Here is a 22,522-nt window from a genome sequence, read left to right as displayed (position 1 = left end):
TTAAAGCCGCTTTTTGATCCCGGTGATAATTCTTCTGATGTACAGCATCACTAATGGCCAGTCTGACTGGCCATATTTTTTTTCTATTTCTGCCCTCGGCGGAAACAATCCCTCTTTCGCCACCCCTAGTTTTGCAGCCCAACCCCGCGTGTATCGTAGTTGTCTGAAGGTTGCGGCATTGAGTGAGGGTTCAGCCAGCAGATAATCAAACTCGGACCTGGCGGGTAGCTGCCGAGCTGCTTCCAATAGTGCGTCAGCCGCCTGACTGGGAAACAAGTTCACCAGGGTCGCAGTTACTTTGGCAACCAGTCTGCTTATTTGCATTTTTTCTATTTCGGTGTACAACTGTTTTGTTTCGGTGGTGCTCATGGCATTGATTAATAAATGCATATCGTAATACCAAATCAGTTTGATAAAGTCACCACTGGCCTGATGATGCAATAAATGTATAACGCAATGAATAAATGCCATCGGTCTGCAAATGATATGAGCACCTAACCCGCTAATGTAGTCCCCTTTTTCAATCAGCGATTCAACCTCAAATAGCGGTTGTAAACCTTTGTCATTAGTAAGCTCAAAGTGTACATCTACATTAAGTCGAATAGCACCAAGTAACGGCTTGCACATACTGATCTGGTCAATAATATAGGCGGGCTGCCAGCCACGAGGGTTGTGAAACCCATTCGTCTGAAATAAGGCCAGGCTACGGGCTTTATCCTGGGGGTGAATAAGCAGATCTATGTCTGTTTTGGGGCGCAGATACATTCTGTTGTAAAGGGTGGCAGACAGGGCCCAGCCTTTTAATACGATAAACCGGATGCCGTGTTGTTTTAGCTGCGAGCATAGGGTAAGCACAGCCTTGTATTGCACCTGGCTTGATAACACCTGTTCGCGATAATAGGTTACCCACAGATTGTCCTTAGATGTACCAGGCACGGCTTGTTGATGCTGCAGCAATAGGGCCACGCCGTGCTGCACCGCGGCTGTTTGCAAATGTTCATCGGGTGGCGCAGCTAAGCGTGAACCAGAGTCTTTGGCTAGCAGCCCGGCCAGTTGTTGACCCACCTCATCCATACTGCAGCCTTTTTGAAGATGATGTATTCGCCACGTGTAGAAGACTGATGGCTAAGGCCGGTAGAATAAGCGTGATACTTGCGTAATTGGTAACTACCAGCATCATGCCTGCGATTGCAGTAAGCGTATAAAGCCAGACCGTTAATTGGGCACGAGCGCCGGTCAGCTGCGTTAACCCCAATGCAGCATACATGCCTGCCATTATCATCAGGGTGATCGCCAGGGTGGTGGCGCCAGTCACTATCGGCGAATGAGCAACCTGGTAAAACTGAATAATAATCAGGTACAAAGAATTAAATAGACTTATAAGAAGAACCAGAATCAGTAAAACCCGGGCCACTGCTGACCGTTTTATTAACCAGGTGAGCACGGGAATTAATAAGGCGGCGGAAAGCAATGTAACAAAATAGATCTCTGGTGCCTGAATTATCCAGCCAGCAAGTAATAAGGCAAAATACATCACCGTAGCCACACTGGTCTTAGCTAGAGTGTGATATTGCACAAGCAGGGCAAAACTAATTACGAGTGTGCTGGTATAAACAAATGCCAGACTGAACATTATTGCGATATTGTTGATGGCCGCCAGCGAGCTAAGCAAATAAGGCACGGGTAACAGCATAGCAGGCGCAATCATAACAAAACGCAGTTTGGTCGGCAGTTGTTGAACCCCTGCTCTTAACCCCGCCCCGATAGCCGCGCCTAATGGCAAACTAAGAGTATTGGCAATGACATCCCAGTACTGGCTGGTGCGGGTAGGCAAATACAACTGGGCATATTCTATACCTGAGCTTATTCCCAATCCGCAAACCAGGTACACAATCCAGCCCCACCACTTTACCGGTCCGAAACCAAATGCCAGACACAACCCTATCGGCGCTAGCAATAATAGATTGTCCCGAACGTCGGTGGGGCGGTAGTCCCAGGAAAATGTTTGCGCCTGCGATGAAAAATCATAGGGACTCAGAGTAAGCAACAGAATAAAGCAGGTGGTGGTCAATAACCATATAACACGCCACACTGGCAGCGAAAGAGCAGGCATAGAGGTATCTTTCATTGATAGGCGGGCCCGAACAGAGCCCGCAATTAAACAGTAATATTACGCAGGCTCTGGCGTTTTGCTACCATAGTATTCCGCCACGTAGTAGTGATCGCCATAGGCGCTCATTTTTTGTGGCTCAGCCAGAGTCAGTACGCTTCCCACCACATTCACATTTAACCGTTTTAAACGAGTGACGGCTTCTTTGGCAGCACGGATACTGGTCTTTTCTGCCCGTACTGCAAAAATTACCCCGTCTACCTTCGAGCCAAGCGCGCCGGCATCACTCACCGGCAATACCGGGGCACAGTCTAAAAGAATGTGATCAAAATGCTGCTTAAGCTGTGTCAGCAATTGCGAAAACTTTTCTGATGAAATGGTTTCAAGCGGATTGTGCGCGGCCATCCCGGCCTTAATGGCAAACAGGTTTGGCGCGTAAGGCTTGGCCAGTACCTCGCTGATAGTGGAATGGCCGGTGAGCAAATCGCTCAGCCCCACCTGTTCTTTCAACCCCAGATAGTTCGCCAGACTCGGCTTGCGTAAATCCACTTCCAGTATCAGGGTTCTGCCAATCTGGCTGTAGGCACTGGCCAGGTTGATGGCCAGGGTCGACTTACCTTCTTCGCTGTTAGCCGAAGTTACCAACAATGTTTGTGGTGGGTTGTCGATATTCGAAAACACCAGTCCGGTTCTTATCGTATTAATGCTTTCAGCAAACACCGAGCGCGTATCGCGCAAATATTTTTCGGCAGGCGGCGCTTCATTTTTATTTTTGGGCAGCAAGGGTTCCAGGCCAAGACAGGTTAGCCCCAGCTGCTCTTCGGCCTGTTCAGTGGTGCGGAATGTGTTGTTTAGCATGTCTTTAGCGAACGCCACAATGACCCCAAAAAAGCACCCAGAATGGCTGACATCACTATGATCAGCTTTTTATTGGGCTTGATGGGGCTGCCTGGAATAGTCGCAGTATCAATAATCTGCACATTGGATGAACTGAACTGGCTGCGACCAGTGGTTTCCATCAGGCTAATCTGAAAGTTTTCATAAATTCTGCGGTTGTTTTCAACTTCACGTTCCAGGGCAATCAACTCAAAGTTTTGTTGTTGTAGCGACTGAATACCATCACGCTGCTGGGCCAGCATATTTTGGATATTGCTTACCTGAAGACGTGCCAGCCGGTAGTTCTTACCGATATTTTCCACCACTTTAGATACTGCAGCATCCAAATTTTGCTGGGCGGTTTTAAGTTCGCTGCGCGCGGCAATCATCTTAGGGTGCTTTTCGCCGTAGCGTTCAGATAATTCATTCGCTTTTTGATGGAATTTAGCGGTTTCCTGTACCATAGAGTTGGTGGTGGGATTCTGCAACACCGCACTTACGGAGTAGAGGTCGGCAGAGCCTGCCGGAATATCTTTAATCTGTAACCAGGCTTCCTGAGCCGCATGTAACGCGGTTTGCGCTTTGATAAGCTCATTATTCAATGTTTGTAGCTGAGCATTGGCCAGCCGTTCTTGTTGCATGGTGTCAACCAGGCCATTTTCCTGACGGTACTGGGCTAAACGGTTTTCAGACGCTTGTAATGTCTGGCGCAATTGACTTGCCTGGTCGCTCAACCAGCTTTCGGTGTCTTTTACCTCTTCAAGACGCGAAGTCAGGCCAAACTGAATATAGGCTTCGGCCACCGCATTAATGATATTCGCTGCACGTTCAGGTGATTTATCGGTAAAGCTGATATCAATAATCTGGCTTTGTTTGCCACCCGACACCGATAAGTTTGCGCGGATATTCTTTGCCAGCAGGGTTTTAATGGCGCTATCACTAAGCTGTTTTTTATCTTTGGGCTGCTCTTGTGGAAAAACAAGTTGTTTGATCTGGGCCACCGCACCGGCCAACGGAGAGGGGGCAGCGGCGCTTAACCGTTGCTGTTCTTGCTTGTACTGTTCCACCAGATTCAGTTTGTCGACTACCGTTTCGGCAATCTTTCGTGATTGAATAATTTCGTACTGTGTTTCGTAAAACAAAAATACCATGGCGGTGGCCACGTACTGTTCGTCACGACCTGCATTGGGTGGCTGAGGGTCGGCCAGAATTTGCGCCGAGGCCTGATAAATCGGGGTCGAAGAAAACGCCACATACCCACCCCCAAGCATAACCAAAAGGGTTAATGCCACAATGGTCCATTTGTTTCTTTTTAGCGTTTTTATGTACGTGGTTAGATCCAGGGAATGTTCCGTCCCGTGTTGCGTATTATTTTCCATGAGTAATCTCTTACGTCCGGGTGACTGGCTGCAGGTTAAAAGAAGCTTTCGTCAACGGTGATAACGTCGCCAGGCTTAATGGTTTCTTCCAGGGTGCGGGAGGTTATCTGACGTCCCTTTTCTTTGTTGGCAATGTTCACCTGGCTTTTTTTCGCGCGCTCAGTAAAGCCGCCCGCCAGGGCTACTGCTTTTTCCAGAGTTAAATTCTTCCGGTAAGGATAGCTGCCCGGATTTTTAACTTCGCCGTTAATATAAAACGGACGGTATTCCACAATGGCCACGGTGACTTCAGGATGTTTTAGATAATCGGGGGCTAGCAGACTTTTCAGTTTTTGCTCTACTTCAGAGGTGGTCAACCCGGTTACCTGAACCTCGCCAATCAGCGGAAAGGAAACATTGCCATCAGACGCAATTTTAATTTCTTTTATACTTAACTCGGGTTCTTCAAATACCGTCACCGCAATTTTGTCATCTGAACTGAGTTTATACTCATCCGCCTGCACCCATGTCGAGGTGACAGCCAAAACTAAGGCCACTCCTGCCCACAATGTTTGAGTAAATTTCATATTATTTCCCTATTAAATTCGCTCGTAATCAAAGCGAAACACGAAGCTTATTTCGTTATTTTTATATTCATACACATCAGAGTCCGACTGACGTGTGTTATATAAGTAGGATAGCTCAGTACTAAATGCAGGGTGCCATGACCAGCTACCAGATAGCTCAACTTGATGACGGGTAAAATCCTGCACCTCGCCATAGTTAAGATCCGCCAACCCAAACGTGTAACCAAGCTTGCCACTTATCGCGTGGGAAAAGTCATGAGAAACCCGGGTGAAATAATCGGTGTTGATATATCCGCCCCGGTTTTCAATCGCAGACTCCTGGGTGACCCTTTTACTGCCAATAACTACCTTGGTATAGGTATTGGGCAGCCACTCCATATCCAGCTTATAGCTTAACCCGCTTAAATCCGAAAACACCGCCGCATCATAGTCACGTTCCTGGTAACCCAGCTGAAACGAGCCGGTGGTTTTACCGGTCACTTTCCATTCCAGGCCGCCGCGTAATGTTCTGACCTCATTACTCTGCACTGGGCGCTGAGCCAACTGTTGGTGGTCATAGTCCGCATAGCCGGCTTCAACAAATGCCCGGGTTTTAGGCGCTAAACGATAAAAGAAGGTGGTGGTGGCCTGGTTGTAGGTGTTGTCCCGATAAGCTTGCTCAGCAAGGTTAAAATCATATTCACCGGTGGCTACTTCCACCTTTAGCTGGCCGATGCTTTTGTCGGTGCCATAAATACCGGCAACATTAAGCCGTTTGTTGCTTAATTCAATATATTTATCACGGGCGACCGCGATGGCATTGGTATCGCCGGGTAACTCAATCTGGTCTGCATAATGTACGTTAAACGAGGTAGTAAAGCGGGCGGTGTGATCAAAGCGTGCCCCTGCGGCAAAGTCATGTAGTACGAAATCCAGCTTCGAATACTCTTTGTACGCACGATAATGGCCATCGTAAGAGACCATAAACCGACTTATGCCATAGCCCCTGCTAAACGCGCATAAGGGCTGGCAGCTGCAAACACATCGCTTACTGCCTGCTCGTCAGACTGACGCTGAATATTGTCATTGTAGGCGGTATTGAAGGCTACGCCAAAAGAGGTATCGGGGTGCGTTTGAGCAACCGCCGTGGTAGATACAAACGTTGCCACTACAGCAATTTTTATAGGGCAAGGAGTCTTCACTCCCAAAGCCGGGCGCCTGGTACAAATTGGCATACTAACAAATTCCATTTAGATAGTCGGAGGGCCTCGTAATAATTACGACTATTACGAGGCCGCTCTATTATATAGTGATATATAATGTAACGGAATCTTTAGTTTCGCATCATATTTACCACAGGTTGGGTCAATTGCTTAATTTCCTGCATCTATGACTGGGAGCGCCTGCCATAGAAGGGGTATAATTTAATTTCTATGAATTTCGAGGCTTATCGGGTGGTAATTTATCTGGCTATAAAAGCCGATTTTAGTTATAAATAATCTCCAGTCTTTCATAAGTGACATCTGGAATATACGATGTCCCTTTCGTACACATCAGAATTCGTTTCCGCATTGAGAAATTATATGAAAAAAGCACTTATTACCGGTGTTACCGGCCAGGATGGCTCCTACCTCGCGGAGTTTTTGTTAGAAAAAGGATATGAAGTTCACGGTATTAAGCGTCGCTCTTCGTCATTTAACACACAACGGATCGATCACATTTATGAAGATCCCCACGATAATCCCAGATTTATTTTACATTATGGCGATTTAACCGATACGTCTAATCTGACCCGGATTATGTCTGAAGTGCAGCCTGATGAAGTTTATAATTTGGGGGCCCAGTCCCACGTAGCCGTTTCATTCGAAGCGCCCGAGTACACCGCGGATGTGGATGCGTTGGGGACACTGCGACTGCTTGAAGCCATTCGCTTTTTAGGGCTGGAAAAGAAAACCCGCTTTTACCAGGCTTCTACCTCTGAGTTGTACGGTGAGGTGCAAGAAACACCGCAAAAAGAAACCACCCCGTTCCACCCCCGCTCACCTTACGGGTAGCCAAGTTGTACGCCTATTGGATCGCGGTTAACTACCGTGAGTCATATGGTATGTATGCCTGCAATGGTATTTTGTTCAACCACGAATCTCCTCGTCGGGGCGAAACCTTTGTAACGCGTAAAATTACCCGAGGCATATCGAATATTGCACAAGGGTTAGAAAATTGTCTGTATCTTGGAAACATGGATGCCTTACGTGACTGGGACATGCAAAAGACTATGTGCGTATGCAATGGATGATGCTGCAACAGGACCAGCCTGAAGACTTTGTTATCGCCACCGGCAAACAAATTTCTGTTCGTGAGTTTGTCAAAATGTCGGCCAAGGAAGCGGGCATTATGGTTGAATTTTCCGGCACCGGGGTAGACGAAGTTGCCACTGTGGTGGAAATAACCAGTGACATGGCCCCGGGCGTTCAGGTCGGTGATGTTATCGTTAAGGTTGACCCGCGTTATTTCCGTCCGGCGGAAGTAGAAACCCTCTTAGGCGATCCCACTAAAGCCAAAGAACAACTGGGCTGGGAGCCTGAGATAACCGTGGAAGAGATGTGCGCCGAAATGGTCGCGGATGATCTTGATAAAGCCAAACGCCATGCGTTGCTGAAAAAGCATGGTTATGCAGTATCGGTCACCAAGGAGTAAGGTGTGAAGACGGTATATGTAGCTGGTCATAATGGCATGGTGGGCTCGGCCATAATACGAAATCTCGAACAGCGAAGCGATGTAGATGTTGTGGTTCGTGAACGCAGCGAGCTGAATTTGGTATGCCAGCAAGAAGTGGCGACATTTTTTGCTGACCAGAAAATTGATGAAGTGTACCTGGCAGCGGCCAAAGTAGGGGGCATTCACGCCAACCATACTTACCCGGCTGAATTCATCTACGAAAACCTGATGATAGAGTCGAACATCATTCATTCAGCTCATCAACATGGTGTCCAAAAGCTGCTGTTTTTAGGCTCGTCGTGTATTTACCCCAAACACGCGACGCAGCCGATGACCGAAAATGAATTGTTATCCGGCCCCCTTGAAGCCACTAATGAGCCTTATGCCATCGCCAAAATCGCCGGTATAAAATTGTGCGAAAGCTATAACCGGCAATACAATCGTGATTACCGTTCGGTCATGCCGACCAACCTGTATGGCCCCAATGACAATTTTCATCCTGAAAATTCCCATGTGATCCCCGCCTTGCTTCGACGCTTTCATGAAGCCCGCGTGGCGAATGATGAAATCGTTGTGGCGTGGGGAAGTGGCAAACCCATGCGGGAATTTTTGTACGTTGATGATATGGCAGCTGCCAGTATCCACGTAATGGAACTTGATGCGGATACGTATCAGAACCATACCTCACCTATGTTAAGCCACATTAATGTAGGTACAGGTATAGATTGTACTATCAAAGAGCTGGTGGAAACGGTTGCCAGGGTAGTAGGGTTTGAGGGCCGTATTGAGTGGGATACCAGCAAGCCAGATGGCACCCCGCGTAAGCTAATGGACGTAACCCGCCTCAATCAGCTAGGGTGGTCGGCGTCGGTATCTTTGGAAGAGGGCCTGCAGCGCAGCTATCGCTGGTTTTTAGAAAATCAACACAGCGTTCGGGGTTAAACATGTTCCTACCGGCCCCCACATTCGAAACTGTGGTAGCTTCAACGCCGCTTGTCGCTATTGACCTGGTGGTAGAAAACCCGCAAGGCGAGGTGTTATTGGGCGAACGCACAAACCGACCGGCGCAAGGCTACTGGTTTGTGCCCGGTGGCCGGATACAAAAGAACGAGGCAATAAAAGATGCTTTCGTTCGGTTGTGTCGCGAAGAATTAGGCTTGTCGCTCGCTTACGAGAAAGCCTGTTTTATAGGACCTTATGAACATTTTTATGCTGACAGTATTTTTAATGAAGTAAGCACGCACTATGTGGTTTTGGCCTTTAAAATTAAGGCCCAGTTAACCCTAAATACGCTTCCGGCTGCGCAGCATGGCGACTACGCCTGGTTTTCGCCGTACCAATTGCTACAGCATCAGCGGGTTCATCCCCATACTAAATGTTATTTTTCTGAGGTAAAGTCATCCACAACGATGTAAGCCATACAGCAATGGAATGGCTGTGGTCTCTTTCATACTAAACAATTAAGAGTACGACAATGCAATTACACGGATGTTTATGTTTGATATTGATACAGTTAGCACTGTCAGCCGGCGCTAACGCGGCCATGCAACCTAAGCGAATCATCTTGTTGATTGGTGATGGTATGGGGCAGCAACAAGCAACGGCACTACGGCATTTCAAAGCCAGACATAATAACGACACCAGCTTGATGTGGGACGCGCTTACCAGAGGCGAGGTCTCTACCTCTCCCGTGGACTCCGCTGCCATCACCGACTCTGCCGCGGCGGCCACGGCGTATGCTACGGGCCGGAAAACCAGCAAAGGATTTATCGGGGTTGATGCTCAGGGACAGCCTTTGTCAACCGTGGTGGAAAAAGCCAAACAGCAGGGTTGGAACACTGGCCTGATCACCACTACTCAAATTAACCACGCCACCCCTGCCAGTTTTCTGGCCCATAATAGTAGTCGTAACAATTACGCCGCCATCGCCGATGAATATATCGATGCGACTATCGCTAATAAATTTAAATTTGACCTGTTAATGGGGGCGGCAGAGCCTACTTTGAACGCGCAGATCGTAACCTGGTGGGCGAATTAACAGCCGATGGGGTGACAGTGATAGGGCATCTTAACGAATTGTCGGCAAACACAACCTTACCGCTGGTGGCGTTACTCAGCGAGCAACAATTGCCTTACGCTATCGATCTGCCAGCACCCGAACAGCAACGGTTAACCACTATGACCGCCACCGCGCTGGCATTACTGTCAAAAGCACCCGCGCCTTTTTTCCTGCTGATCGAGGGGGGCTGGTTGACTGGTGTGCCCATGAAAACGATATAGCCTGTATGCTTAAAGAGATGGAAGATTTTGAACAGGCCAGCCGCACTGCGATACAGTTTGCCAAACAGCATCCTGACACACTGGTGGTGATCACCGGCGATCACGAAACCGGCGGCTTGAGCCTGCCAACGCCAGAAGCATGGAATACCACCGAGCTGGCTAAAATCTCAGGGTCAATCAAATCCATGGTCGCCCACCTGATGAAGATATCGCCCCAGGAACTGGCATATGGCAGTGCTGCTATTGCACTGAGTCTGGAAGAGTTTATTCAATTTGAGCTGAGCGCAAAACAGCTTGATGACATGTTCAGGCTGGTGCAAAGCAGGGATTCAAAAGCAACAACGCACTATCTGAAGTCACTTATCAACGACCGCACAAAAACCGGTTGGGCAACCAATTATCATACTTCTCAGAATATTCCTGTTTACAGCTATGGCCCGGGATCCGAAAAGTTTTCTACCCTTCTGGGGAATGATGAAGTAGGTCGGCTCTTAATGAGTTTTGTACGCTAAAAACCACTCACACCACGGTGTCGGCACCGGCCCAGTCTTTAATCACCCGCTGCAAATCGCTGGCGGTGAAAGGCTTTGAAATATAGTCGGACATACCGGCGGCCACACACGCTTCCCGGTCGCCCTTCATGGCATTGGCGGTCAGGGCCACGATGGGAACGCCGGTATAGCGTGCGCCGGCTTCGCCGGCCCGGATCCGGCGGGTCGCTTCAAAACCGTCCATTTCGGGCATATGACAGTCCATCAATACCAAATCAAACTGGATCTTCATTTGACTGAGGGCCGCAATGGCTTCTTTACCATTGGCCGCGGTCATCACTTTGTGGCCGTTTAAATTTTCGCGCGCAATCAGCTGATTTATTTCATTGTCTTCGACCAGCAGAATACGTGCTTCGGGCAGGTCGGTGAGTGATTGAGGATCAATACTTTTGTTCCCCGCGGTATACTCACGGGCGGCTTTGGCCAGCTGCATGGTGAAGCTAAAGGCGCTGCCCTGGCCTTTTTTACTGTCTACCGTGATGTCACCTCCACACAACTGACATAACTGGCGGGTTATCGCCAGGCCTAAGCCGGTGCCACCAAACCGTCGCGTGGTAGAGTCATCTTCCTGCGTAAAGACTTCAAAAATATTACCGATATTATCATCCGCAATGCCGATACCGGTATCACTAACCCGGCCGTACAGTTGCCACTGATGACCCTGGTCAAAAAGCTCGATAACAACGGATACTGCGCCTTCGGAGGTGAATTTTACGGCGTTGCTAAGGAGGTTGCCTAGAATTTGCCGCAACCGAACCGCGTCGCCCATCACATATTGGGTATTTTTTAAATCCAGCTGAACATTCAGTTCCACGCCTTTATTCTGGCAATTGGTATAATATTGCTCGAAGATAGTTTCAAGCAGCAGGGTCAGGTTAAACGGCACATGCTCAATATTAAGCTGGCCAGCCTCAATTTTAGAAAAGTCGAGAATGTCATCGACAATATGTTGCAGGTTACACATGCTTTGCAGCGCCAGCGTCAAATAACGCCGCTGTTTGTTGTCGAGTTTTGAGGCATCCAGCAATTGCAGCGTGCCGGAGATGCCATGCAGCGGCGTTCGCACTTCATGACTCATGCTGGCCAGAAAGCTGGATTTCATACGCGCCGACTCTTCTGCTTTATGTTTAGCGTCTTCCAGATACTCACGGGCCTTTTCCTGCTCAGTCACATCCTGAAAAAACACCACATAATGGGTAACAATGGTGTCGAGCCGGACCGGGGTCATCACCAACCGTCCGTAAAAGGTCTGGCGATTTTTTTTGTACAGCAGCACGGTTTCGTCCAGCGGTTGACCAGCCTTTACGTTTTCAAGCATCCGGCCTAACACAACCTGGTCGGTACCGGGCCCGACTAAAAGGTCGGCGGGCTGTCCTAAGGCTTCGGCAGAACTGTAGCCGCTAAGCTTACTAAAGAAATCATTCACATAAACGATGGGCATTTTCGTGCGGGTAGTGTCAGCAATTGCAATGGAGACGGTGGCGCTTTCCATGGCATGGGTCATTAACCGGTTGCGACTTTCCAAGTCGCGTTGCTGGCTCACATCGTTGCCCACTAATATAGTGCCGATGACTTCTTTTTGTGCATCCACGAAGGGCAGCAAAGTCCACTTAACCGTGATTTTTCTGGCACCGGCGGCATTGGTATAGGTGGCATCCAGGGGAGAGGCGTTGTGTGACAAATAATCGCTGATACGCCGTAGCTCAGTGCCATCCAGCTTAAATTGCTGCGCCACTCGCTCGAAACGATGATTGCTAATAACCAGCTTATTGCTGGTGTCCAGCACCACCAATAATTCTTCTAACGAATCAATGACATTGGCAAACTGGCGGTTAGACAAGGTTATCGTCATCAGGTTGGCGGTAAGATTGTCAAAGGCTGCGCGTATTTGTGATAATTCCGCCGGCTCATTGTCAGGAGAGAAGGAACGGGCGGCCGACTTTTGTTGCATGCTGGTCAAAATAGACGCATGCAGGGTATCCAGCGTGGTGGCGGTGAGACTCGCGGCCCGGTTCACGCCATACACACTGACCAGCACGGTGGCAATGATGCTCAGCAATAACACGGGGATCAGCCATAGCACCGACCCATAGGCCTGGGTAATGGGCGACAGACTGTATAAGGTAAGGTTTTGCCACTGGCTGGCGTGCCGGGTCCAGCGCTGATAGTCGCTGGCAGCAAACACAGTAGCCGGGGCGATAACCTCAGGACGGGAACTGTACAATACCTGTTGGTCGGGCCCGACGATAAGTTGTGTTGCGCTATTTTGGCGCTTATTGATGAGCTGGCCAATATCCTGCGCATACAGCACCAGGGCGCCTTCCACTGAGGCACCAATATGCACGGGGACGGACATTACCAGGCCACTTTGATAAACCTGCCAAAACTGTTGGCCGGCTTCCAGGGTGGGCGGTTTCCACAAGCTTGTTAAATCGGGCGGCACCGTCTTTTGCCAGTTTTTGCTGATTATCGGTTCCCCGGCAAAATCAAACAACGCCAGGCTGACATTGGTGGCCCGCGATAGTCTCAGGGTACGAAAAAACAGCGGCAGGTAATTATCCCGTTGTTGTAAATCGATAAAGCTGTTCACCAACAAATCATTGCCGGCAATACTTTCCAGCAAGAGCAGCGTATCCCGGATACTGAAATCGATATCGGTCCGTAAATTTTCAATATGCTGTTGTTGATTTTTGGAGACCTGCTGTTGGGCAAAGTAAACCACCGCAAAGCAGATAAGCAGACTGATAGCAAAGAGCGCGGCCAGCAGCTTGGGTAACAAAATCCTTTGTAACGAGCTAGCCAGCGAAGGTCTTGCAGACATCTTTACCTCATCATAGGAATTAGATTTCCGTTATCGTTAAATCGTGCCATAAAATAGTCCTCAGCCCACAAGGCATCGTGCCGGGTACTGGTAAACGCGGGGTTGTACAACTTAACCACTCCCTGAGTTTCAGGCAGATTTTCCATGGCCTGACGAATATCGGCTACCTTGACACTGTTGGCTTGTTTAACCGCCAGAGCCAGCAACTGTACTAAATCATAAGCATGGGCCAGCCCGACTACGGCCGGAATGCCGTCAGGCGCTGTTTTCCCATAAGCCGACTGGTAGTCTTTATAGAGTCTAGCAGCTGCCGGGTTGTTCTGGTAAAGAAAGCTAAAGGTTTGGATTACGCCGATATCCATCTGCTGTAAAATATCGGTTGCCACTGACGTTACAAAATTACCACTGGCGATCCCCCAATGGGCAATTATGGGTAAACTGGCACCGAATGTTTGATAAATAGCGTTGGTGATCACCGCGCCTTCCGGCGCATTAGCGACCATAATTACCGCATCAACCCTGGCAGATTCGATGCTGGCGGCTGCCTCCTCAAAGCTTTTCTGCTGCCAGTTAATCCAGGTGACTTTTTCAATACTGATATTGTGGCGTTGGGCGGCCTGCGTTATTGAATCAAGATTGGAGCGACCCCAACCGGTGCGTTCCAGTGCCAGCGCGACCCGCTTGAAACCCCGTGCTTTGGCATGTTTGACTAATACGGTGGCGGCTTCGCTGTCGCGTATTGATACCCGAAAAACATTGCCAGGGTCAAAGTTATTTTCTACTACCGCAGTGCCCGCGGCCCAGGCGCCCAGATACAACAGGTTGTGCTGATGAATAGCCGGCAGCTCGGCGATAGCTACCGGGGTATGAATACCACCGACCACCGCCAACAGGTTATCCAGTTGCGCTAGGCTACGAATGTTCGCCACCCCCCGGGCCGGGTTTCCACGATGGTCTTTGTGTACAACCTGCAAGTGACGACCCAGTAACCCCCCTTCGCGATTAACCTGTGCCACTGCCAGCGCAACGCCTTTCGCGATAGCATCGCCACCTTCCACCGCTACGGTGCTGAAGTCGGCATCAATGGCGATAAGCAAGGGGTCGGTCTCCGGCTTCGCCACCGCGGCCGTTCCACTCATCAGCAAAAATACTAGTAAAACAATGCTTACTAAACGGGCTCGGGTAATCATCAGGGCATCATTAAAATTAGTTCATTTAAACCTAAAGCCTAGAGCTTTTCTATGGTTTAGCAATTAGACAAATGGCGGTTTTTTATTATCTACAGGTATGACTATTGCGCTTTGGTTATAGACACCAGCTCGATGTAGTCAGGCGTGATTGCACGTTAAACAAACCGAACGAAAAAGCCACTGTTGGGGTATAAAGCGTATTTGGTATCATGCGTGCGCCCGCACCTTCAAAGAGGTACTGATAACAGAAGCAAAACAGGAGCGTTATTGAAGTATGAATAAACAGCCACCTTCGGTGATTGATGTGGAAGCCTCTGGATTCGGTTCGCGCAGCTACCCTATTGAAGTGGGAGCAAAGCGCAGTGACGGCGCCCGATTTTGCCGTCTTATCTACCCGTTGGAAGAATGGTCACACTGGGATGCCCAGGCCGAGCAGCTACATGGCATTAGCCAGCAGGATCTGTACGAACACGGCTATCCCGTGTATCAGGTTTGTCGCGAACTGAACGAATTTTTAGATGGAGAAACTGTGTTTACCGATGGTTGGGTGGTGGACTATCCCTGGCTGATAAAATTATTTGACGCTGCCCGCCTCACCATGAGTTTTAAAGTAACGGCGCTGGATTATTTGCTCAATGAACAACAGATGGAAAACTGGCACCTCACTAAACAGTCACTGCAGCACCGCTTTAATGGCCGCCGGCATCGCGCCAGTGTAGATGCTGAACTAATTCAATTGACAATTTTGCATTCCCAGGCGCAAAGTAAGACCAGGCAGGCTTGAGAGTAGCGCTATGCAAAAAACACAACAGCGGGTTGGTATTATCGGCGGCATGAGCTGGCAGTCTACCGCCCTGTATTACTCACTGCTGAATCAACAAATTCATGACCGCCTGGGTGGGTTACATAGTGCTGATATTATTGTGCACAGTGTCGATTTTCATCAGATCAGCGAACTGCAGCACAATCAGCAATGGGACGAGCTAAGCCGGATGATGATAGACAGCGCCCGGCTGCTGGAAAATGCCGGGGCCACCGCCATTGCCATCGCTACCAATACCATGCACAAAGTCGCTCCCGACGTGGCCGCGGCGATATCCATTCCGTTATTAAATATTATCAGTGCCACGGCGCAGCATTGTCGTGCCGACCAGCTTCAACATGTCGGCTTACTGGGAACGCGTTTTACCATGCACGATCCTTTCTACCGCGATGGCCTGCAACAACACGGGCTACAAGTGACCACCCCGGATACGGCAGCTCAGCACACGATACATCAGATAATTTATGAGGAGCTTTGCCAGGGCACGGTGACCGATGCTGCTCAGCAACAGTTTCTGGCCATTATGAAAGACATGACTGAGCACGGGGTTCAGGGGTTTATTCTAGGCTGTACCGAAATAGGACTGCTGATTAACTCGCATATTACCCGACATACGTTGGTGGATACCACTCAGGTGCATACACGGCATATCGTCCGGCACTTACTGGGGCAGCACTAAAAGTAATACTGCACACCCAACAGCAGGCTATTGATATCCTGTTCAGCAACTTCGCGGTACTCGTATTCCACCGCCATATTAAATCGTTCATAGTCGCCCAGCTGCCAGCCAAAACTTGCCGCCATCCCGGCATTGGATAACTGATACAGCTCAGCCGGTAACCTTACTTTATTGCTATTGCTGGCCTGAATAGCAGCAAATAAACGCTGTGAGCGAAAGTAAGGCAGGGCGCGACTGGCACTAAAGGTCAGTGTTTCAGGCACCGAGTTATCTGGCAAAAATGTGGCGCCGGCAGGGTGTGCGAAAAATGGTTTGTCGTACTCAATATCAAACGACCAGGCCGGCGCAGCCTGAGAACGGCTCGACCACAATCCATAATGAGAGAAAGAAAATGCAGAGTTTGTGGCTGACCCGGCACCCACTGACTCCATCTCGGTGGCCAGGGCTGTGGCACTGCTTATCGCCAGTAATACACCAATAAAAAGTAACCTTTTCATGTGTTCAGCATCCATAGTTGAGTAGATCCAAGGTGCAGCTGTTATTTTTTTATGACGTAAAGTGTAAAGGTTGGGCCACAGGGCGCGTGGGTATGGTTCACTCCTCAGTAATCCTATATTAAGTTTACGCCCTTTGCTCGCAAATTGTTCTTTTTTTGAGCGCTGGATGAAAACAACAACGCCGCTAATGAGGTGAAGCCCCATTAGCGGCGCACAAGTCAGCGATAGGCAGTTAAGCCTGGTATCAGAGATTACACCGAAGCTTTGAGTGCTTCGGCTTTATCGGTGCGTTCCCACGGAAATTGTTCGCGGCCAAAGTGACCATAGGCGGCGGTAGCATGATAAATGGGGCGTTCAAGATCCAGCATCTTAATCAGACCATAAGGACGCAGGTCGAAATGCTCGCGTACCAGCGCCACCAGGGTTTTCTCATCCACCGTGGCAGTGCCAAAGGTTTCAATACTGATAGACGTAGGTTCGGCGACACCGATAGCATAAGAGATCTGAATTTCACAACGACGTGCCAGCCCGGCGGCCACAATATTTTTTGCCACATAGCGACCCGCATAGGCTGCAGAGCGGTCAACTTTTGAGGGATCTTTACCCGAAAACGCACCGCCGCCATGACGGGCCATGCCACCATAGGTATCGACAATTATTTTACGGCCAGTAAGACCGCAGTCGCCTACCGGACCACCGATAACAAAGCGGCCGGTGGGATTTATATGAAACTTGGTGCGGTTGGTGAGCCACTGTTCAGGCAACACCGGCTTGATGATTTCTTCCATCACCGCCTCGCGGACTTGCTCGGTGCTGACACTGTCGCAATGCTGGGTAGACAGAACCACCGCATCGACACCCACCGGTTTATCGTTTTCGTATACAAAGGTTACCTGGCTTTTGGCATCGGGTCGTAAAAAGTCCAGCTTGCCCGATTTACGCACTTCGGCCTGTTTTTGCACCAGACGATGGGCATAGGTAATGGGGGCCGGCATCAGTACCTCGGTTTCGTCACTGGCATAGCCAAACATCAGACCCTGGTCACCCGCGCCCTGTTCTTCGGGACTGGTGCGATCCACACCCTGATTGATATCTGGTGACTGCTTACCAATAGCATTTAACACCGCGCACGAGTCCGCATCAAAGCCCATATCTGAATGGGTATAGCCGATTTCTTTAACGGTTTGTCGGGTCAGCTCTTCAATGTCGACCCAGGCTGAGGTAGTGATCTCACCGCCAACCAGTACCATACCGGTTTTAACATAGGTTTCGCATGCCACCCGAGCTTTCGGATCCTGTTCCAAAATAGCGTCTAACACCGCATCAGAAATCTGGTCTGCAATCTTATCTGGATGACCTTCTGATACTGACTCGGATGTGAATAACTGCGTAGCCATAAATTCTCCGTTAGGTTTTGCCCTCATTAAAGGCGTAATTGTACTAGATATACCTCAAAATACCAGTCTTTACATCTGGACGTCTAAAAGTCCATTTGGAACGTATGGTTGACAATGTTAGATTGACCACCACTTAACAAGGATACCCAAATGGTGGCATTTTTTTACGCCGGCGTCTGCCATTACCGTAAAACCCATTGCAGTGGCGGGGCGCATAGGTAAGAATAGTTGCTATTTTCACGTATAACAGTCAAAACCCTGCGCTGAGCTAAATAACAATGCTGGCGTATCACTTTGCCTGTAGGAACAAATAACCAGGAGACAACATGCCCACTCGTCGTGAACTTGCCAATGCGGTCCGTGCTTTAAGCATGGATGCAGTTCAAAAAGCCAAATCGGGTCACCCGGGGGCGCCCATGGGAATGGCCGACATTGCTCAGGTGCTATGGTGTGACTTTTTATCGCATAACCCCACTAACCCTGACTGGGCTAACCGCGATCGCTTTGTGCTGTCTAATGGCCACGGTTCTATGTTGCTTTATTCACTATTGCACCTTACCGGTTACGACCTGCCGATTGAAGAGCTCAAAAACTTTCGCCAGTTGCATTCAAAAACCCCGGGCCACCCTGAATATGGCTATGCGCCGGGTGTCGAAACCACCACCGGCCCTTTGGGTCAGGGCCTCAGTAATGCGGTAGGTATGGCGCTTGCAGAAAAAGTGATGGCAGCGCAGTTCAACAAGCCCGACCTGGATATTGTAGACCACTACACCTATGCCTTTTTAGGTGACGGCTGTCTGATGGAAGGTATCTCCCACGAAGTGTGTTCGCTGGCCGGAACGCTGGGTCTGGGCAAACTGATTGCCTTTTACGACGACAACGGCATTTCAATTGATGGTGAAGTAGAAGGCTGGTTTACCGACGACACCCCGGCACGCTTTAAAGCCTATGGCTGGCAGGTTATTGAGCATGTCGATGGACATGACTCTGATCAGGTTCGCAAAGCCATTGAAGAAGCCCGAAGCAATACCAGCGCACCAACCTTGATCATTTGTAAAACCATCATTGGCTTTGGTTCACCAAACAAACAGGGCTCAGAATCTTGTCATGGTGCGGCGCTGGGTGATGATGAAATTGAAGCAACCCGCGAAGAGCTGGGCTGGACGGCGGCGCCGTTTGAAATCCCGGCTGATGTAGCGGCAGAATGGAGCGCCAGAGAAAAAGGCCAGCATGCGCAAAAAAACTGGGAAGACAAATTTGCCCGGTATCAGGAAGCTTATCCGCAAGAAGCTGCTGAGTTTTCACGCCGCGTAAACGGTGAGCTGCCAGACAACTTTGTTGAAAAAGCCGATGAATACATTGCCAAACTGCAGGCCAATCCCGAAACCCTGGCAACCCGTAAAGCCTCGCAAAACACGCTGAATGCCTATGGGCCGTTGCTGCCTGAAATGATTGGTGGATCAGCCGATTTGGCTGGCTCTAACCTGACCTTGTGGGAAGGCAGCAAAGGGGTCATTAATGATGATGCCAGCGGCAACTATGTTTATTACGGTGTACGAGAATTTGGTATGTCGGGCATTATGAACGGCATGGTGTTGCACGGTGGCCTGAAAGCCTACGGCGCCACCTTCCTGATGTTTATGGAATATGCCCGCAATGCGGTACGCATGGCGGCGCTGATGAAAGCCCCTTCTATTTTCGTGTACACCCATGACTCTATTGGCCTGGGCGAAGACGGCCCCACCCACCAACCGGTAGAGCAGCTGGTGGCTCTGCGTTCCACTCCGAATCTGGATAACTGGCGTCCCTGTGACCAGGTGGAATCCGCGGTGGCCTGGAAACAGGCGATTATGCGTACCGACGGCCCCACCTCGCTGATCTTCACCCGTCAGGGCGTGGCGCAGCAGCAACGCAGCAAAGAGCAGGTCGCTGCCATTGAAAAAGGTGGTTACATCTTAAAAGACTGTGACGGCACCCCGGATATTATTCTTATTGGTACCGGCTCTGAAGTACAGCTGGCGGTAGAAGCGGCTGAGCAGCTGGCACAACAAGGCACCAAGGCGCGAGTGGTCTCTATGCCAAGTACCGATGTGTTTGACCGTCAATCTGCCGACTATCGCGAAAGTGTTCTGCCATTATCGGTAACCCGTCGGGTGGCGGTGGAAGCCTTGTCGAAAGATAGTTGGTACAAATATGTTGGCTTTACCGGCGCAGTAGTGGGAATGGATACCTTTGGTGAATCAGGACCGGCTGGTGACTTGTTTAAGCATTTCAACATTACCACCGAAGCGGTTGTTGAGGCGGCAAAATCACTGTTGTAACTAACCATCACAGGCGATAGATATGGTCAGAGTTGCCATTAACGGTTTTGGTCGGATTGGCCGTAATGTGCTTCGCGCCCTGTATGAAACAGGGCGCAATCAGCATATTCGCGTGGTAGCCATTAACGAAATTGCCAAACCACAGGGTATTGCCCATTTATTGAAATACGATACCGCCCACGGGCGGTTTCCTTTTGAGGTAGACCTTAAAGATCATCACCTGGAAGTGGCCAAAGACAACATCCGGCTGACGGCAGAAACCGATATTTTGGCGTTGCCCTGGGCCGAGCTTGGGGTTGATATTGTGCTTGAGTGTACCGGGGTACATCAGGATCGTGCGGCGGGTCAGGCGCATTTGGATGCCGGCGCCGGCAAGGTATTGTATTCCCAGCCAGGTAGTCATGATCTGGACAATACAATTATTTTTGGCTGTAACGAAGAAACCCTCACCCCGAACACCGACTGGTGTCCAACGGATCATGTACCACTAACTGCATTGTGCCGGTGATTCAGGTGCTAGATGCCGCCTTTGGAGTACATAGCGGCACCATCACCACCATCCACTCTTCAATGCACGATCAGATGGTAATTGACGCCTACCATGATGATTTACGGCGTACCCGCGCTGCCAGTCAGTCAATCATACCAGTTGATACCCGACTGGCTCGTGGTATTGAGCGCATACTGCCCAAATTTGCCGGCAAGTTTGAAGCGATTGCCGTGCGGGTGCCAACGATTAATGTCACGGCGATGGATTTGTCGGTAACCCTGGCAGAAAAAGTGTGCATTGAGAGGGTCAATAAGGCCCTGAAACAAGCTCGGGAAGGGCGGTTATCAGGCATTGTGGACTATACCGAAGAGCCGCTGGTGTCGGTTGATTTTAACCATGATCCCCATTCCAGTATTGTTGATGGTACCCAGACCCGGGTCAGTCATAATCAGCTGGTCAAAACCTTAGTCTGGTGCGACAACGAATGGGGCTTTGCCAATCGTATGATAGACACGGCGCAGGCGATGTATCATGCCGGGCTGGCAGAATAAAACCACGGACTGCACAGCACCGGCGGTGCACTGCAGTCATTTTCAATTTTAGGGAGACCCTATGACAATTCCAACTATGCAGGACTTCTCGCTGGACGGCCAGCGGGTACTGATCCGCCAGGATCTGAACGTACCGGTGAAAAACGGCAAGGTAACCTCCGATGCCCGTATCAAAGCATCGATTCCTACGCTTAAGGCCGCTTTGGAACAAGGCGCGGCGGTGATGGTGATGTCGCATCTGGGACGTCCCACAGAAGGTCAGCCTGAAGATGAGTATTCATTACAACCGGTGGCCGATTATCTGAACGAAGCGTTGTCGGTGAAGGTGCATCTGGTTAAAGATTATCTTGATGGCGTCGACGTAGAGCCCGGCGAGCTGGTGATTCTGGAAAATGTCCGGTTTAACCAGGGTGAGAAAAAAGACGATGAAACCCTGGCCAAACAATATGCCGCTTTGTGCGATATTTTTGTGATGGATGCCTTTGGCACCGCCCACCGCGCGCAGGCCTCGACCCATGGGGTAGCTAAGTTTGCGCCAAAGGCGTGTGCCGGCCCCCTGCTGGCGGCTGAGCTGGATGCCCTGGGCAAGGCCCTGGATAACCCGGCCCGGCCAATGGTGGCAATTGTGGGCGGCTCAAAAGTGTCGACCAAACTGACGGTTTTAAAATCGCTGGCAGAAAAAGTCGATCAGCTGATTGTTGGTGGTGGTATTGCCAATACCTTCGTGGCGGCGCAGGGCCATGCAGTGGGTAACTCGCTAGTGGAACTGGATTTGGTGGATGACGCCAAAGCGCTTATTCGCGACGCGCAGGCCAATGGCGGCGATATCCCGGTGCCAACTGATGTGGTGGTGGGTAAGGAATTTTCAGAGTCCACCGAAGCCACTCTAAAAGCCGTGGATCAGATTGAGGCCGATGACATGATTTTTGATATTGGTCCTGAGTCTACTGAGGCGTTAAAAGCGATTTTGAAAAAAGCGGGTACAATTGTCTGGAATGGTCCGGTAGGCGTGTTTGAATTTGACCAGTTTGGTGAAGGCACCAAGGGGATAGCCGAAGCGATTGCCCAAAGTGATGCATTCTCAATTGCCGGTGGGGGTGATACATTAGCAGCGGTAGATAAATATGGTATCGCCGATAAAGTATCGTATATCTCCACCGGTGGTGGCGCATTTCTTGAATTCCTTGAAGGCAAAACCTTACCGGCGGTTGCAGTGCTGGAACAAAAAAACCAATAAGCCAGCTGCAATCTAACCAGTGGTAACCTTAATTACCCGTACCCCGGTGCACAGTGACGT

Annotated in this window: 17 protein-coding genes and 3 pseudogenes; 9 read left to right on the top strand and 11 right to left on the bottom strand. The window is 49.8% G+C overall.

The genetic code is table 11. The features are described from left to right. Genes IT774_RS13500 through IT774_RS13475 form a run of 7 tightly spaced genes read right to left on the bottom strand, consistent with a single transcriptional unit; the run spans position 1 to position 6,079 of the window. Positions 1-1,074 (bottom strand): nucleotidyltransferase family protein, encoded by a 1,074-nt coding sequence (locus tag IT774_RS13500; protein WP_195810223.1) that lies wholly within the window; start codon positions 1,072-1,074, stop codon positions 1-3. Next, on the bottom strand, positions 1,067-2,113 hold the full coding sequence (locus tag IT774_RS13495) for a VanZ family protein (protein WP_195810222.1): 1,047 nt from the start codon (positions 2,111-2,113) through the stop codon (positions 1,067-1,069). The genes IT774_RS13500 and IT774_RS13495 overlap by 8 nt, the downstream gene beginning before the upstream one ends. Positions 2,114-2,170: 57 nt before the next feature. Beyond that, positions 2,171-2,986 carry a CpsD/CapB family tyrosine-protein kinase gene (locus tag IT774_RS17525; RefSeq protein ID WP_232364995.1) on the bottom strand — a complete coding sequence of 272 codons (816 nt, stop codon included), beginning with the start codon at positions 2,984-2,986 and terminating at the stop codon, positions 2,171-2,173. Then, positions 2,962-4,365, bottom strand: a complete 1,404-nt coding sequence (locus IT774_RS17520) for a GumC family protein (protein ID WP_232364994.1) — start codon at positions 4,363-4,365, stop codon at positions 2,962-2,964. The genes IT774_RS17525 and IT774_RS17520 overlap by 25 nt, the downstream gene beginning before the upstream one ends. Before the next feature lie 35 nt (positions 4,366-4,400). Next, positions 4,401-4,931, bottom strand: a complete 531-nt coding sequence (locus tag IT774_RS13485) for a polysaccharide biosynthesis/export family protein (RefSeq protein WP_195810221.1) — start codon at positions 4,929-4,931, stop codon at positions 4,401-4,403. A gap of 12 nt (positions 4,932-4,943) precedes the next feature. After that, entirely contained in the window at positions 4,944-5,894 is a 951-nt protein-coding gene (locus IT774_RS13480) for an outer membrane beta-barrel protein (protein ID WP_195810220.1), read from the bottom strand. An 8-nt stretch (positions 5,895-5,902) separates the two neighbouring features. Next, a complete protein-coding gene (locus tag IT774_RS13475) occupies positions 5,903-6,079 on the bottom strand; it encodes a hypothetical protein (protein ID WP_195810219.1) in 177 nt (58 codons plus the stop codon). A 414-nt stretch (positions 6,080-6,493) separates the two neighbouring features. Between IT774_RS13475 and gmd the strand changes: the two are divergent. The 4 genes and pseudogenes from gmd to IT774_RS18080 all read left to right on the top strand — a co-directional run bounded on the left by gmd (position 6,494) and on the right by IT774_RS18080 (position 10,417). Then, positions 6,494-7,604 (top strand): annotated as a pseudogene (gmd, locus tag IT774_RS13470) (GDP-mannose 4,6-dehydratase). A 3-nt stretch (positions 7,605-7,607) separates the two neighbouring features. After that, on the top strand, positions 7,608-8,567 hold the full coding sequence (gene fcl, locus IT774_RS13465; protein WP_195810218.1) for a GDP-L-fucose synthase: 960 nt from the start codon (positions 7,608-7,610) through the stop codon (positions 8,565-8,567). Between the two features lie 2 nt (positions 8,568-8,569). Further along, positions 8,570-9,040 carry a GDP-mannose mannosyl hydrolase gene (locus tag IT774_RS13460; protein WP_195810217.1) on the top strand — a complete coding sequence of 157 codons (471 nt, stop codon included), beginning with the start codon at positions 8,570-8,572 and terminating at the stop codon, positions 9,038-9,040. Positions 9,041-9,099: 59 nt separating this feature from the next. Then, positions 9,100-10,417 (top strand): annotated as a pseudogene (locus IT774_RS18080) (alkaline phosphatase). Positions 10,418-10,424: 7 nt separating this feature from the next. Here IT774_RS18080 and IT774_RS13445 read toward each other — a convergent pair. Beyond that, positions 10,425-13,277 carry an ATP-binding protein gene (locus tag IT774_RS13445; RefSeq protein WP_195810215.1) on the bottom strand — a complete coding sequence of 951 codons (2,853 nt, stop codon included), beginning with the start codon at positions 13,275-13,277 and terminating at the stop codon, positions 10,425-10,427. A 2-nt stretch (positions 13,278-13,279) separates the two neighbouring features. Next, the gene (locus tag IT774_RS13440) at positions 13,280-14,416 is read right to left on the bottom strand and encodes an ABC transporter substrate-binding protein (protein WP_232364992.1); all 1,137 of its coding nucleotides are present in this window, start codon (positions 14,414-14,416) and stop codon (positions 13,280-13,282) included. Positions 14,417-14,741: 325 nt separating this feature from the next. On the opposite strand from IT774_RS13440, the gene IT774_RS13435 reads away from it, so the two are divergent. Together IT774_RS13435 and IT774_RS13430 are read left to right on the top strand one after the other, a co-directional pair. Further along, complete coding sequence (locus IT774_RS13435; protein WP_195810213.1) at positions 14,742-15,251, top strand: 3'-5' exonuclease; 510 nt, start codon at positions 14,742-14,744, stop codon at positions 15,249-15,251. A gap of 10 nt (positions 15,252-15,261) precedes the next feature. Next, positions 15,262-15,969, top strand: coding sequence for an aspartate/glutamate racemase family protein (locus IT774_RS13430; RefSeq protein ID WP_195810212.1), 708 nt, complete (start codon positions 15,262-15,264; stop codon positions 15,967-15,969). On the opposite strand, the gene IT774_RS13425 is transcribed toward IT774_RS13430, so the two are convergent. Further along, on the bottom strand, positions 15,966-16,466 hold the full coding sequence (locus IT774_RS13425) for a hypothetical protein (RefSeq protein WP_195810211.1): 501 nt from the start codon (positions 16,464-16,466) through the stop codon (positions 15,966-15,968). The genes IT774_RS13430 and IT774_RS13425 overlap by 4 nt on opposite strands. A 251-nt stretch (positions 16,467-16,717) precedes the next feature. Next, a complete protein-coding gene (metK, locus tag IT774_RS13420) occupies positions 16,718-17,863 on the bottom strand; it encodes a methionine adenosyltransferase (protein WP_195810210.1) in 1,146 nt (381 codons plus the stop codon). Between the two features lie 326 nt (positions 17,864-18,189). Here metK and tkt point away from each other — a divergent pair, with 326 nt between their 5' ends. The 3 genes and pseudogenes from tkt to IT774_RS13405 all read left to right on the top strand — a co-directional run bounded on the left by tkt (position 18,190) and on the right by IT774_RS13405 (position 22,462). After that, positions 18,190-20,184 carry a transketolase gene (gene tkt / locus IT774_RS13415; RefSeq protein ID WP_195810209.1) on the top strand — a complete coding sequence of 665 codons (1,995 nt, stop codon included), beginning with the start codon at positions 18,190-18,192 and terminating at the stop codon, positions 20,182-20,184. Positions 20,185-20,206: 22 nt separating this feature from the next. Then, positions 20,207-21,225: pseudogene (gene epd / locus IT774_RS13410) on the top strand (erythrose-4-phosphate dehydrogenase). 61 nt (positions 21,226-21,286) lie between these two features. Beyond that, the gene (locus tag IT774_RS13405) at positions 21,287-22,462 is read left to right on the top strand and encodes a phosphoglycerate kinase (RefSeq protein ID WP_195810208.1); all 1,176 of its coding nucleotides are present in this window, start codon (positions 21,287-21,289) and stop codon (positions 22,460-22,462) included. Positions 22,463-22,522: the final 60 nt, after the last annotated feature.

It is taken from the genome of Salinimonas marina, from assembly GCF_015644725.1.
Classification (GTDB): Bacteria; Pseudomonadota; Gammaproteobacteria; order Enterobacterales; family Alteromonadaceae; genus Alteromonas.
This window is presented reverse-complemented; position numbering and strand designations above follow the sequence as displayed.

Excerpts from the sequence above, each read along its gene's own strand:
- IT774_RS13500 (WP_195810223.1), bottom strand. The coding sequence starts at position 1,074 with ATGGATGAGGTGGGTCAACAACTGGCCGGGCTGCTAGCCAAAGACTCT.
- IT774_RS13495 (WP_195810222.1), bottom strand. The coding sequence starts at position 2,113 with ATGCCTGCTCTTTCGCTGCCAGTGTGGCGTGTTATATGGTTATTGACC.
- IT774_RS17520 (WP_232364994.1), bottom strand. The coding sequence starts at position 4,365 with ATGGAAAATAATACGCAACACGGGACGGAACATTCCCTGGATCTAACC.
- IT774_RS13485 (WP_195810221.1), bottom strand. The coding sequence starts at position 4,931 with ATGAAATTTACTCAAACATTGTGGGCAGGAGTGGCCTTAGTTTTGGCT.
- IT774_RS13480 (WP_195810220.1), bottom strand. The coding sequence starts at position 5,894 with ATGGTCTCTTACGATGGCCATTATCGTGCGTACAAAGAGTATTCGAAG.
- IT774_RS13460 (WP_195810217.1), top strand. The coding sequence starts at position 8,570 with ATGTTCCTACCGGCCCCCACATTCGAAACTGTGGTAGCTTCAACGCCG.
- IT774_RS13445 (WP_195810215.1), bottom strand. The coding sequence starts at position 13,277 with ATGTCTGCAAGACCTTCGCTGGCTAGCTCGTTACAAAGGATTTTGTTA.
- IT774_RS13440 (WP_232364992.1), bottom strand. The coding sequence starts at position 14,416 with ATGAGTGGAACGGCCGCGGTGGCGAAGCCGGAGACCGACCCCTTGCTT.
- IT774_RS13435 (WP_195810213.1), top strand. The coding sequence starts at position 14,742 with ATGAATAAACAGCCACCTTCGGTGATTGATGTGGAAGCCTCTGGATTC.
- IT774_RS13430 (WP_195810212.1), top strand. The coding sequence starts at position 15,262 with ATGCAAAAAACACAACAGCGGGTTGGTATTATCGGCGGCATGAGCTGG.
- IT774_RS13425 (WP_195810211.1), bottom strand. The coding sequence starts at position 16,466 with ATGAAAAGGTTACTTTTTATTGGTGTATTACTGGCGATAAGCAGTGCC.
- metK (WP_195810210.1), bottom strand. The coding sequence starts at position 17,863 with ATGGCTACGCAGTTATTCACATCCGAGTCAGTATCAGAAGGTCATCCA.
- tkt (WP_195810209.1), top strand. The coding sequence starts at position 18,190 with ATGCCCACTCGTCGTGAACTTGCCAATGCGGTCCGTGCTTTAAGCATG.
- IT774_RS13405 (WP_195810208.1), top strand. The coding sequence starts at position 21,287 with ATGACAATTCCAACTATGCAGGACTTCTCGCTGGACGGCCAGCGGGTA.